The sequence below is a fragment of the Streptomyces sp. ICC4 genome (assembly GCF_003287915.1).
In the GTDB taxonomy this organism is placed as follows: Bacteria; Actinomycetota; Actinomycetes; order Streptomycetales; family Streptomycetaceae; genus Streptomyces; species Streptomyces tritrimontium.
In genome coordinates this window covers 4,702,456-4,714,378 of record NZ_CP030286.1, presented here as the reverse complement: position 1 = coordinate 4,714,378, position 11,923 = coordinate 4,702,456, and the positions used below count along the sequence as shown (strand labels likewise).

The 11,923-nt window shown below is 72.0% G+C and carries 9 protein-coding genes, 1 tRNA gene and 2 pseudogenes; 8 read left to right on the top strand and 4 right to left on the bottom strand.

All coding sequences use genetic code 11. The features are described 5' to 3' along the window. Positions 1 to 122 (top strand): annotated as a pseudogene (locus tag DRB89_RS44745) (alcohol dehydrogenase catalytic domain-containing protein); the annotation flags it as partial. A 108-nt stretch (positions 123 to 230) separates the two neighbouring features. Here DRB89_RS44745 and DRB89_RS44740 read toward each other — a convergent pair. Beyond that, positions 231 to 293 (bottom strand): annotated as a pseudogene (locus DRB89_RS44740) (DUF309 domain-containing protein); the annotation flags it as partial. A 310-nt stretch (positions 294 to 603) separates the two neighbouring features. On the opposite strand from DRB89_RS44740, the gene DRB89_RS21840 reads away from it, so the two are divergent. From DRB89_RS21840 to DRB89_RS21825, 4 genes are all read left to right on the top strand, one after another. Beyond that, a tRNA-Pro gene (locus tag DRB89_RS21840) sits at positions 604 to 677 on the top strand. Positions 678 to 921: 244 nt separating this feature from the next. Next, a complete protein-coding gene (locus DRB89_RS21835; RefSeq protein ID WP_112463395.1) occupies positions 922 to 1,785 on the top strand; it encodes a neutral zinc metallopeptidase in 864 nt (287 codons plus the stop codon). 251 nt (positions 1,786 to 2,036) lie between these two features. Continuing rightward, entirely contained in the window at positions 2,037 to 3,869 is a 1,833-nt protein-coding gene (locus DRB89_RS21830) for an ABC transporter ATP-binding protein (RefSeq protein WP_112449928.1), read from the top strand. A 72-nt stretch (positions 3,870 to 3,941) separates the two neighbouring features. Further along, positions 3,942 to 4,880, top strand: a complete 939-nt coding sequence (locus DRB89_RS21825; protein WP_112449929.1) for an NAD-dependent epimerase/dehydratase family protein — start codon at positions 3,942 to 3,944, stop codon at positions 4,878 to 4,880. A gap of 13 nt (positions 4,881 to 4,893) precedes the next feature. On the opposite strand, the gene DRB89_RS21820 is transcribed toward DRB89_RS21825, so the two are convergent. Continuing rightward, positions 4,894 to 6,024 (bottom strand): MFS transporter, encoded by a 1,131-nt coding sequence (locus DRB89_RS21820; protein WP_343234552.1) that lies wholly within the window; start codon positions 6,022 to 6,024, stop codon positions 4,894 to 4,896. A gap of 183 nt (positions 6,025 to 6,207) precedes the next feature. Between DRB89_RS21820 and DRB89_RS21815 the strand changes: the two genes are divergently transcribed. Then, entirely contained in the window at positions 6,208 to 6,987 is a 780-nt protein-coding gene (locus DRB89_RS21815; protein ID WP_112449931.1) for a helix-turn-helix transcriptional regulator, read from the top strand. Beyond that, positions 6,980 to 7,999, top strand: coding sequence for an enoyl-CoA hydratase/isomerase family protein (locus DRB89_RS21810; RefSeq protein ID WP_112453615.1), 1,020 nt, complete (start codon positions 6,980 to 6,982; stop codon positions 7,997 to 7,999). Before DRB89_RS21815 ends, DRB89_RS21810 begins: the two co-directional genes overlap by 8 nt. A gap of 200 nt (positions 8,000 to 8,199) precedes the next feature. Here the strand turns inward: DRB89_RS21810 and DRB89_RS21805 are convergent, their stop codons facing one another. After that, positions 8,200 to 10,464, bottom strand: a complete 2,265-nt coding sequence (locus tag DRB89_RS21805; protein ID WP_112453616.1) for an excinuclease ABC subunit UvrA — start codon at positions 10,462 to 10,464, stop codon at positions 8,200 to 8,202. Between the two features lie 77 nt (positions 10,465 to 10,541). Beyond that, positions 10,542 to 10,961 (bottom strand): VOC family protein, encoded by a 420-nt coding sequence (locus tag DRB89_RS21795; RefSeq protein ID WP_112453617.1) that lies wholly within the window; start codon positions 10,959 to 10,961, stop codon positions 10,542 to 10,544. Positions 10,962 to 11,064: 103 nt separating this feature from the next. On the opposite strand from DRB89_RS21795, the gene DRB89_RS21790 reads away from it, so the two are divergent. After that, a complete protein-coding gene (locus DRB89_RS21790) occupies positions 11,065 to 11,835 on the top strand; it encodes a TetR/AcrR family transcriptional regulator C-terminal domain-containing protein (RefSeq protein WP_112449932.1) in 771 nt (256 codons plus the stop codon). Positions 11,836 to 11,923 lie beyond the last annotated feature (88 nt).

Here is an 11,923-nt window from a genome sequence, read left to right as displayed (position 1 = left end):
AGTACATCGAGATCGGCGCGCTGGTCAGCGGCGAGGGCCACCTGGTGTGCGGGAGGTGCCGCAACTGCCTGGCCGGGCGCCGCCACTTGTGCCGCAGCACGACCGGTCTCGGGGGCGGCCGCGGCCCCGGTCCCGTCCCGTCCGGCCAGGACATCCGCTCCGCGGCGCAGCAGCCGCGCCCCGCCCACCGCGTTCCCGCGCGCGGAGTGCGTCAGCCCGACCGCCAGCTGCGCGAGCCCCCGCCACAGCGGCGCCTGCTCCTCGGGCCCGGACTTCCAGGCGTCCTCGAACACCTCGTGCGCGTGGAAGGGCTTCCCCGCGTCCAGCAGCCGCTGCGCCTGCGCGACGCTCTCCGCGGGGGTCCGCACCACGCCCTCGGGCTGCCGCCCCACTCCTTGAGCCCCGTAGGGCAGCGGCCGCCCCAGCCCGTCCCTCGGCCGGGCGCTGCGCGCCCGCCCCTCAGCGTCCCGATCCCTTGCCTTCACCCCCTCATCCTCCCTCCACCGATTACCCGTGCATGCACACCCCTCGTCGTGGGGTAATGTTCTGCATGTGCCGCCGGGACGGGGAAAGCCCAAGTGGGAAGCCCAGTCGGAAGCACAACGGGACGTGGCGCAGCTTGGTAGCGCACTTGACTGGGGGTCAAGGGGTCGCAGGTTCAAATCCTGTCGTCCCGACTCGAAAGAGTCGTAGATCAGAGGCCGTATCGGAGCGATCCGATACGGCCTCTGATCGTTTTCCGGGTCCGGGTCCGGGTCCGGGTCGGCGACAGCCGGCCGGGCACGATCGCGTTGAGCGCGCGTCAGCTCGGACCCCGGGCTTGCCGCCCCGCTCCCGCGGACGCAAGCTGGAAGTACAGCTGTGCGAGCCTGCCTCCGTCTCGACGACGGCTCCTCGGGGACGACTGAGTGGGCGGTGTCCATGAAGCGCGGATCCCATCTTGCCGTCCTTGCCGCTACCGGTGCGATGGCGGCCGCCCTCTCCCTGCTCGCGCCGCACGAGTCGTCGGCGGCCCCGCAACCCCAACCGACCCCGCAACCGTCCTGGAACCCCGAGCAGAGACTGCCGGAGGCGGAATCGGGGCAGGGATTCTCCAGCGAAGCGCAGCAGAACGGTGTGGTCGACGTTCCCGCATTCCTTACCGTCATCGTGAAGGACGCCGACAGAATGTGGGCGGAATACTTCGCGCGGATTCAAGGACTCGTGGAGCCGTCGGTGAGGTATCACCTCGTGGGTACGGTACTGGAACCGACGTACACGTTCGCGGCCGAATGCGGCGGCACGGTGGTCACCGGCTTCACGTCCAATGCCTACTACTGCCATGCCGGCGAAGGGGACATCGTCCTGCCGGTCTTCTCCTTCGCCAAGATATGGAGCGGGGAGCTCTTCGGTCGGGTTCCGGAGAAAACGGGCGACTTCGCCGCGGCCGTCGTCGTGGCCCATGAATTCGGTCACCACATCCAGGACGAGATATTCAAGCAGTACAACGCCCTGAACGTGCCGGTCCCGGACATGCCGAGCGGTGACAAGAACAAAGAGCTGATCGCCGACTGCTTCAGCGGGAACTGGGCGTTCAGCGCATTCCACAAGGGGTACATCCAATCGGGCGACTGGGCCGAGGTCATCGCCTCGCTGAGAGCCATCGGCGATCCCCCGGGAAAATCCGGGCACGGAACCCCCGACGAGAGGCAGGCGGCCTTCGAGAGGGGATACAACACCGGAGATCCCACCCGCTGCATCGTCGCCTACTGGCCGGGTGCCGCCTCCGCCCTGAACCTGCGGTGAGCGGCGCGCTCGCGGCGTGAACGAGTCGGCCGCCGGTGGCCGGGAAAAACGCTTGGACTGCGCGGGTGCCGTCGCGGGACACTGCGATTCCTGGTCCACCGGTGCCCCTGCCGGTGCCGGATCGAACCGCGCAGGGCCGCGGCGCCGGGTCCCGCCCGCCCGTCACACGATCACCCGAGCGAGGGAACTCGCGCCCGGCGTCTCCGCTGAGAAGCACGTGGCGAGTCGCCACACGACGACACAGGGTTGGAATGGGATCGCCGCAATCGCCGCAGTCACGTGAAACCTCGCCGGGCAAGGGCTCGGTGCTCCTCGTACTCCGCTACTACGGACGGGAGTTGGCCCGGCAGAAGCGATTGACGCTGCCGGCGATGCTGCTCCCCGCGCTCGGCAACATCGGCATCAACTACATCGCGCCGCTGATCGTCGCGAAGCTCGTCGGCCGAATCGCCGCAGGCGGGAGCGGGAGCGGGAGCGGCATGGGCATCGGCTCGACGCTGCCGTACGTCCTCGGCTTCGCCGGCGTGCTGCTGCTCTCGGAGGCACTGTGGCGCCTCGGGCTGCACTGCCTCAACCGCCTCGACGCCCGCGGCATCGAGCACATGTACGTCATCGGCATGGACGAGCTCTTCGCCAAGGACGCCGCGTTCTTCCACGACAACTTCGCCGGGTCGCTGACCAAGCGGGTCCTGAGCTTCGCCTCCCGGTTCGAGGAGCTCGTCGACACGCTGACGTTCTCGGTCATCGGCAGCTTCGTGCCGCTGCTGTTCGGCTCGGTCGTGCTGTGGCAGTACGAACCGCTGCTCGTCGTCGGGCTCTTGGCGATGATCACGCTGACAGCGCTGTGCGTGGTGCCGCTCGTCCGGCGCCGGCAGGCGCTCGTCGACGAGCGCGAGGAGGCGATCGCCCGGGTGTCGGGCCACGTCGCCGACAGCCTGATGAACATGGACACCGTCCGGGCGTTCGCCGCCGAGGAGAGCGAGGCCGCCGAGCACCGGTCCCGCGTCGCCGCCTCGAGGCGGCTCATGCTGCGGTCGTGGGACTACGGCAACCTGCGCATCGACACGCTGGTCGCGCCCATGTCCGTACTGACCAACGCGCTCGGCCTGCTGATGGCGGTCGCGCTCGCCGGGGGCGGGCACGGCGTGGAGGCGGTCGTCGTCGCGTTCACGTACTACACCAACGCGACGCGGATCATGTTCGAGTTCAACCAGATCTACCGCCGTCTGGAGAGCTCGATGACGGAGGCCGCGCAGTTCACCGAACTGCTGCTGAAGCCGCCGACCGTACTCGACCCGCCCTCCCCGGAGCCGCTGCTGTCCCGCGGCGCCTGCGTCCGCTTCGAGCAGGTGACCTTCGCGCACGGGGGCAGCGGAAAGCCGCTCTTCGAGGGGCTCGAGCTGGCCGTGCCCAGCGGGGCGAAGATCGGTCTCGTCGGCCGCTCCGGCGGCGGCAAGACCACGCTCACCCGGCTGCTGCTGCGGATGACGGACATCGAGGCCGGCCGGATCCTGATCGGCGGGCAGGACATCAGCCGGCTCCGCCAGGCCGACCTGCGCGGCATGATCGCCTACGTTCCGCAGGACCCGGCGATGTTCCACCGCACGCTGCGGGACAACATCGCCTTCGCCCGGCCGGGCGCCACCGACGCCGAGATCCGGCGGGCGGCCGAGGCGGCGCACGTCACCGAGTTCGCCGACGCGCTCCCGGACGGCTTCGGCACGATGGTGGGCGAACGCGGCATCAAGCTGTCGGGCGGACAGCGCCAGCGGGTCGCCCTCGCCAGGGCCATCCTGCGCGACGCGCCGATCCTGCTGCTCGACGAGGCGACCAGCGCCCTGGACTCCGAGAGCGAGATCCTCGTCCAAGAGGCGCTGTGGCGGCTCATGGAGGGGCGGACGGCGCTCGTGGTGGCGCACCGGCTGAGCACGGTGGCCACCATGGACCGGCTCGTCGTACTCGACCGCGGACGGATCGTGGAACAGGGCACGCACCAGGAGCTGCTCACCTCGGCAGGCGCCTACGCGAAGCTCTGGAAGCACCAGTCGGGCGGCTTCCTCGGCGAGACTCCCACGCGGCCCTGACCCGGCGCGGGGCCAGCGCTGTGACCGGAAAGGTCCACCGGACCTTTCCGGTCACAGCGCTAGGGTGCGCACGTGAGCATTCATGTCGTCTTGGGATTCGGGCCCGCCGGGGCCGCCACCGCTCGGTTGCTGGCCGAACAGGGCCGTTCCGTACGGGTCGTGACCGCGTCGGGCCGGAGCCCGGAGCCGGGGATCGAGCACGTCGCGGTGGACGCGACGGACAGCGCGCGGCTGGCCGACGCGGTGAAGGGCGCGGCCGTGATCTACGGCTGCGCCGCGCCGCCGTACCACCGCTGGGCCGCCGACTGGCCCCGGCTGACCTCGGCGGCCTGCGCCGCGGCCGAGGCGACCGGGGCCGTACTGGTCATGCTGGGCAACCTCTACGGCTACGGTCCGGTGGACGGCCCGCTGACGGAAGACCTGCCGCTCGCGGCGACGGGCACCAAGGGGCGGGTTCGCGCGGCCGGTTGGGAGCAGGCGCGCCACCTGCACGAACAGGGCCGGATCAAGGCCGTGGAGGTGCGGGCCTCGGACTTCTTCGGGCCCGGCGTGACCGGCGGCGGCCACCTCGCCGCCCGGGTCGTGCCCCCGCTGCTGCGCGGCAAGCCCGTCTCCACGCTCGGGGACCCGGACGCCCCGCACAGCTGGTCGTACCTTCCCGACGTGGCCAGGGCCCTGGTCGAGGTCGCCGGCGAGGAGCGGGCCTGGGGGCGGGCCTGGCACGTGCCCACCGAACCCGCCCTTTCCGTACGGGAGATGGCCGGACTCCTGGCCGCCCGGTCGGGAACCGGGCCGGCCGTCGTGCGCCGGATCCCCTCCGCCGTACTGGCCGCGGCGGGGGTCTTCTCCCCGCTGCTCCGGGAACTGAGGGAGGTCCGCTACCAGTTCGACCGTCCGTTCGTCGTCGATTCGGGCGCCTACGAGGCCGCGTTCACGGTCCGGGCCACCCCCGTCGAGGAGCAGGTCGCGGCAACCGTGGACTGGTGGCGCGAGCGCCTGGCGGCCGGGTGACGTCCGGGGCCCGTCACGTCCGGGGCCGCACGCTGTCCGGTTGGGCGGCGCCGGCTTCCGGCGCGGCAGGGTCCGGGAGGCGGCGGGCCAGGGCCCAGGCCAGCAGGGGCAGTACGGCCAGCGGGAGCAGGGCGGCGCGCAGCGAGGCGGCGTCGGCCGCGGCTCCGATGAGGGGGCTCGCCAGCCCGCCGACGCTGACGGTCAGGCCCAGGGTGACCCCGCTCGCGGTGCCCATGCGCGTCGGGAGGTAGTCCTGGCCCAGAGTGACCTGGAGCGAGAACGGCGCGTACAGCGCGGCGGCGGCCAGCGCGGAGCACACGTACACCAGGGGCAGCGGGAGGAAGAGGATCCCGGCGATGGCGGGCACCGCGGCCGCGTAGGAGCGGTGGACGGTGGTGACCCGGCCCCAGCGGGCGGCCAGCCGGCCGCCGAGGAGGGTGCCGCCCGCACTCCCCGCGAACAGGGCGAACAGGGCCACCGCCCCGGCGGTCTCGCCGCCGCCGCGTTCACGCACGTACAGGGCGATGAAGGTGCTCAGGCCGATGAAGACCACGGAGCGGACGACGACCACGCACGAGAGGCGCAGGAACGCCCGCCAGTGGTCGGCGGACCGCCCGGAGCGCGGGTCGCCGGTCGGGAGCGCGGCGCCCGAACGCCGTCCGGAGGGCGGCCAGTTGAGGAACACCCCGATCGTGGCCGGAAGGGCGAGCAGCCACCAGCCCGCCGTCCCCGGCAGGGCCAGCGCGGCGACGACCAGCAGCGGTGCGCACGCGAAGCCGATGGTGCCGCCGAGGGCGAACCAGCTCATCGTGCCGTGCCCCGGGCCGCCCGTCGTGCGGACCAACCGGGCGGCCGCCGGGTGGTAGGCGGCGACGCCCAGCCCGGAGAGGGCGACGGCGGCGAGCGTGGCCGGATACCCGGCGTCGAGCCCGACCAGGGCCACGCCGAGACCGGCGGCGGCGGTGGCCAGCGGGATCAGCCAGGGCATCGGCCACCGGTCGGTCAGCACGCCGAACAGCGGCTGCACCACGGAGGAGAGCAGGGAGGCGGCCAGCACGATGCCGGAGGCGGCGGCGTACCCGTACGCGCGCTCGGAGACGAGGAACGGGACGAGCGCGGCGACGGCGCCCTGGTAGACGTCCACGCACGAATGGCCGGCGGAGAAGCCGGCCGTACGCATCCGGCCGGGCGGTCCGGACGACGGACGGGCCCGGGATCCAGTGCTGGGATCGGCCGCGGGAAGGGGAGTTGTCGAGCCTGTCGTCGAAGTCACGGTTCGAGGATCCCCCTCTCCCGGGGCGGCTCGCTTCCGATAAATTGCCGGGTGATGCAGAAGATCCGCCACACCCCCCGCGCGGCGACGAGCGTGCGCGAGCTCGACACCCACCACGGCATCGATCCGCACCGCCACGACGACCACCAGATCTGCTACGCCGGATCGGGGGTGCTGTCGGTCACCACCGACGCCGGCACCTGGGTCGCGCCGACCACCCGCGCCCTGTGGATCCCGGCCGGAACGGTGCACGAGCACCGCGCGTTCGGCCGCGCGGACCTGCACTGCGTGGGCCTGCCGACCCACCTCAACCCGCTTTCCCTCTCGGCCCCCGCCGTGCTCGCCGTCGGCCCGCTGCTGCGCGAGCTGATCCTGGCGTACACCAGGACCCCCGAGGACGGCAGCGCGGAGCGGCGCCGGCTGCTCGCCGTCCTGCTCGACCAGCTCCGCGCTTCACCACTCCAGCCCCTGCACCTGCCCGCCCCGGCCGATCCCCGGCTGGCCGCCGTGTGCGCGCTGCTGCACGCCGACCCGGCGGACCCGCGCGGGCTGGCGGAACTCGCGGCGGCATCGGGTGCGGGGGCCGGCGGGCGCACGCTGAGCCGGCTGTTCCGCGCCGAGCTGGGCATGACGTTCCCCCAGTGGCGCACCCAGCTGCGCCTGCACCAGGCCCTGCGCCTGCTGTCGGTCGGTACCCCGGTCACGGCGGTGGCCCACCGCTGCGGCTGGTCCTCGGCGAGCGCCTTCATCGACGTCTTCCGTCGCGCCTTCGGCCACACCCCCGGCACCCACGCGAAGGAACGGGACCCGGCACACTGGGTGGGTGATCAATGAGAGCGGTGACGTGGTGTGCGGGCGGGACGGGCGCGTGGGGGTGGTGACCCTCAATCGGCCCCGGGCGCTCAATGCGCTGACCCATGGCATGGTGCTGCGGATGTCCGAGGCGTTGGCCGGGTGGGCGGCCGATCCCCGGGTCGAGCAGGTGGTCCTTCGGGGGGCCGGGGAGCGCGGGCTGTGCGCCGGTGGGGACATCCGGGCCATCCATGACGACGCCAAGGGCGGGAGCAGGGCTTCCGTCGGCTTCTGGCAGGACGAGTACCGGCTCAATGCCCGCATCGCCCGGTATCCGAAGCCCTACGTCGCCCTCATGGACGGGATCGTGATGGGCGGCGGGGTCGGGGTGTCCGCCCACGGGAGCGTCCGCGTCGTCACCGAGCGGTCCCGCGTCGCCATGCCCGAGACCGGCATCGGGTTCGTGCCCGACGTCGGCGGGACCTACCTGCTGGCCCGCGCGCCCGGGCGGCTCGGGGTCCATCTCGCGCTCACCGGCGCCGCCGTGGGGGCCGCCGACGCGATGCTGTGCGGGCTCGCCGATCACTTCGTGCCCTCCGACCGGCTGGCCGCGCTGACCGCCGAGCTCGCCGGCGCCCCCGCCCCCGAGGTCATCGCGCGGTACGCCGCCACGCCCGAGCCGGGGCGGCTCGGGCAGTGGCGGGGGTGGATCGACCACTGCTACGCGGCCGACACCGTCGAGGAGATCGTGGACCGGCTGCTCGGGTACGGGGACCCGGCGGCCAAGGAAGCCGCCGAGACGATCCTCGCCAAGTCCCCGACCGCCCTCAAGGTGACCCTGGAGTCGCTGCGCCGGGCCGCCGCCCTCGACGGGCTGGAGGCCGTGCTGGAGCAGGAACTCCGGGTCTCAAGCAACATGCTGGCCGCGCCCGACCTGGTCGAGGGCATCCGGGCCCAGGTCGTCGACAAGGACCGCAGCCCCCGCTGGTCCCCCGCCTCGCTGGAGGGCGTTGCCGAGGGGGACGTCGCGCGGTTCTTCGGCCCGCTCGGATAGGGACCCCCCGCGACCCGGCAAACCTTTCCGGCCGCAGCCCTAGTGCTGTGACCGGAAAGGTCCACCGGGTCGCGGCGCCCGGCACGGCACCTCGCCGCGTTGTCGGACCACCGAAGTACGTCCAGTACGAGCGGCGGCCCTCCGCCTTGCGATGCACCGCACCGGACACCGCGACCCGGCAAACCTTTCCGGCCGCAGCACTAGCGGGCGTCCGCCACGTACGCGCGCAGGTGGCGGGCCGTCAGGGTGTCCGATGTGGCGACGAGTTCGGCCGGGGTGCCCTCGAAGACGACCCGGCCGCCCGCGTGGCCGCCGCCCGGGCCGATGTCGATCAGCCAGTCGGCGTGCGCCATGACCGCCTGGTGGTGCTCGATGACGACGACCGAGTTGCCGTCGTCGACGAGCCGGTCCAGCAGTGCGAGCAGTTTGTCCACATCGGCCATGTGCAGCCCGGTCGTCGGCTCGTCCAGGATGTAGGTCGAGGACTTCTCCGCCATGCTGATGGCGAGCTTGAGCCGCTGGCGTTCACCGCCCGACAGGGTGTTCAGCGGCTGCCCGAGGCGCAGGTAGCCGAGCCCCACGTCCGCGAGCCGGCCCAGGATCGCCCGCGCCTGGCCGGTGGCGAAGAACTCGTACGCCTCCGCCACCGGCATGTCGAGCACCTCGGCGATGTTCTTGCCGCGCAGCCGGTACGTGAGCACCTCCGGCGTGAACCGCTTGCCCTCGCACCGCTCGCAGACCGAAGCCACCCCGGCCATCATCGCCAGGTCCGTGTAGAGGAGCCCGAGGCCGTTGCAGTGGGGGCAGGCGCCTTCCGAATTGGCGCTGAACAGCGCGGCCTTGACCCCGTTGGCCTTGGCGAAGGCGGTGCGTATCGGGTTCAACAGGCCGGTGTACGTCGCAGGGTTGGAGCGGCGCGAGCCCCGGATCGGGGACTGGTCGGCGACCACCACCCCGTCGCGTCCGGCCAGGTACCCGTGGATCAGCGAGCTCTTCCCGGAGCCCGCCACGCCCGTCACCACGGTCAGCACCCCGAGGGGCACGTCCACGCTGACGTCCTTGAGGTTGTGCAGATCGGCGTCCTTGACGGACAGCTGCCCGCGCGGACTGCGTACGGACTCCCGCAGTTTCGCCCGGTGTTCGAGGTGCCGGCCGGTGAGGGTGCCGGAGGCGCGCAGGCCGGCCACGTCCCCGTCGTAGCAGAGCCGCCCGCCGGCGGTGCCGGCGCCCGGGCCGAGGTCCACGATGTGGTCGGCGATCGCGATGACCTCGGGCTTGTGCTCCACGACCAGCACCGTGTTGCCCTTGTCGCGCAGCCGCAGCAGCAGGTCGTTCATCCGCCGGATGTCGTGCGGGTGCAGGCCGGTGGTCGGTTCGTCGAAGACGTACGTGATGTCCGTGAGCGAGGATCCGAGGTGCCGGACCATCTTGACCCGCTGGGCCTCGCCGCCCGACAGGGTGCCGCTGGGGCGGTCCAGGCTGAGGTAGCCGAGGCCGATCTCGACGAGGGAGCCGAGGAGTTCGCGCAGGTTCGCCACCATCGGCGCCACGCCCGGGTCTTCGATGCCGGCGACGAACCCGGCGAGATCGCTGATCTGCATCGCCGAGCACTCGGCGATGTTCACGCCCTCGATCCGCGAGCCGAGCGCGGCGGCGGTCAGCCGGGTGCCGCCGCAGTCCGGGCAGTCGGCGAAGACCACGGCGCGGTCCACGAAGGTCCGGATGTGGGGCTGCATGGACTCGCGGTCCTTGGACAGGTACGTCCGGGTGATCTTGGTGATCAGGCCCTCGTAGGTGACGTTGTTGGTGCCGGTCTTCACCTTCACCGGGTCCTTGTGCAGGAAGTCGGCCCACTCCCGCTCGGTGAAGTCCTTCAGTCTGGTGTCGGGGGAGTAGAAGCCGGAGCCGGCCATGACCTGCCAGTACCAGGAGTCCACGGCGAAGCCGGGGACGGTGATCGCCCCTTCGTTGAGGGAGAGTTCGCGGTCGACGAGCTGGTCCACGTCGATCTCGGAGACCTGGCCCGTGCCCTCGCAGCGGGGGCACATGCCGTCGGGGGTGTTGAAGCTGAAGGCGCCGGCCGCGGCGATGCGCGGGGTGCCGAGCCGGGAGTAGATGATCCGCAGCATCGTGTAGGCGTCGGTCGCGGTGCCCACGGTGGAGCGGGAGCCCGCGCCCATCCGCTCCTGGTCGACGACTATGGCCGCGCTCAGGTTGTGCAGGGCGTCCACGTCCGGCCGGCCCAGGCTGGGCATGAACGATTGGATGAAGGCCGTGTACGTCTCGTTGATCATGCGCTGTGACTCGGCCGCGATGGTGCCGAAGACGAGCGAGGACTTCCCGGATCCGGAGACGCCGGTGAAGACGGTGAGGCGGCGCTTGGGGATGTCGAGCGAGACGTCCGCGAGATTGTTCTCCCGGGCGCCCCGGACCTGGATGACCTGATGGTTGTCGGCAAGGCTCATGGGTGGTTTTCGGCTCCCGGCTCTCGGTTGTTGATGCGCGGTTCGCGGTTCGCCGTCGGCGGTTCGCGGTTCGGTGCTCAGGCCCCGGCCCCGATATCGGCCCCGGCATCGGCCTCGGTCCCGGTGTCCACCCAGTCCACGATCTCCACGACCACTCCGTTCGGGTCGGACACCAGGAACACGCGCTCGCCCCAGGGCTCCACGCGCGGCTCCATGAGGATCGTGACGCCCTCCGCGCGCAGCCGCTCGTACTCGGCGGGCAGGTCGGCCACGGTGAACGCGAGGAGCACTCCGGCGGCGCGCTGCTCGCGCAGTCCCTCGGGGAGTACCTCCAGACCGCGCCGTACGAAGACCACGTGCGGGCCGTCGGGGTGGGACAGGGAGGCGAAGCCGTCGGCGGCCATCGTCTCCTGGAATCCGAAATGCCTGGTCAGGAAGGTGGATGAGGCGTTGGTGTCCTCGACGGTCAGACATGTGGCGGTGCTCGCGATGCGCATGGATCTCCTCCTGTATCGTGGCTCGGAGTTTCATTGTACACAGTATTCTATACAGCGTAGAAAGTTACTGTGCGGACTGCCGGGAGGCAGGGAGGAGCAGGGCGTGGCGAAGGACCGGAGCGGGGCGGGCGATCCCGTCCGCACACTGGAACTGCTGTGGCGCGAGCCGGGGCAGGGGGCGCCCAGCGGGCGGCGCGGGCCCCGGCAGGGGCTTACCGTGGACGCCGTCGTCGACGCGGCGATCGCGCTCGCCGACGAGGCGGGTGCCGCCGACCAGTCCGGGCTGGCCGCGCTGACCATGCGGGCGCTGGCCCAGCGGCTCGGAGTCACGCCCATGACCCTCTACACGTACGTCCCCGGCAAGGCCGAGCTGCTCGACCTGATGCTCGACGGGGCGTACCTGGCCATGGAGCGCGCTGCGCCGGCCCCCTCCGGCCCCTGGCGCGAGCGCATCACCCGCGTCGCCGACGACAACCGCGCCCTGCTCGTGCGGCACCCGTGGATCGCTGAACTGTCCGTAACGCGGCCTCCGTTGGGGCCCGGCGTGATCGGAAAGTACGACCACGAGCTCGCGGCCTTCGACGGCATCGGCCTCACCGACGCGGAGATGGACGCCGCCCTGACCCACCTCCTCGGCTTCGTTCACGCGAACGCCCTGGCCGCGGCCGACACCGCCGCACACAACGCCCGCCAGAGCGACCAGGACTGGTGGGAGGCCAGCGCGCCCCTGCTGGAACGGGCCATGGACCCCGAGCGCTACCCTCTCGCCGGGCGGGTCGGCAGCGCGGTCGGCGCGTACGACCCCGAGACGGTCTGGGCCTTCGGCCTGCGCTGCCTGCTCGACGGGATCGCCCGCCGGGTGGACAAGGGGTAAAAGGGGAGCGGAGGCCTGGCGGGGTCACAGGGCTAGTGCTGTGACCGGAAAGGTTCACCGGGTCGCGGCGCCCGGCACGGCACCTCGC

Excerpts from the sequence above, each read along its gene's own strand:
- DRB89_RS21835 (WP_112463395.1), top strand. The coding sequence starts at position 922 with ATGAAGCGCGGATCCCATCTTGCCGTCCTTGCCGCTACCGGTGCGATG.
- DRB89_RS21815 (WP_112449931.1), top strand. The coding sequence starts at position 6,208 with ATGCAGAAGATCCGCCACACCCCCCGCGCGGCGACGAGCGTGCGCGAG.
- DRB89_RS21805 (WP_112453616.1), bottom strand. The coding sequence starts at position 10,464 with ATGAGCCTTGCCGACAACCATCAGGTCATCCAGGTCCGGGGCGCCCGG.
- DRB89_RS21795 (WP_112453617.1), bottom strand. The coding sequence starts at position 10,961 with ATGCGCATCGCGAGCACCGCCACATGTCTGACCGTCGAGGACACCAAC.
- DRB89_RS21830 (WP_112449928.1), top strand. The coding sequence starts at position 2,037 with ATGGGATCGCCGCAATCGCCGCAGTCACGTGAAACCTCGCCGGGCAAG.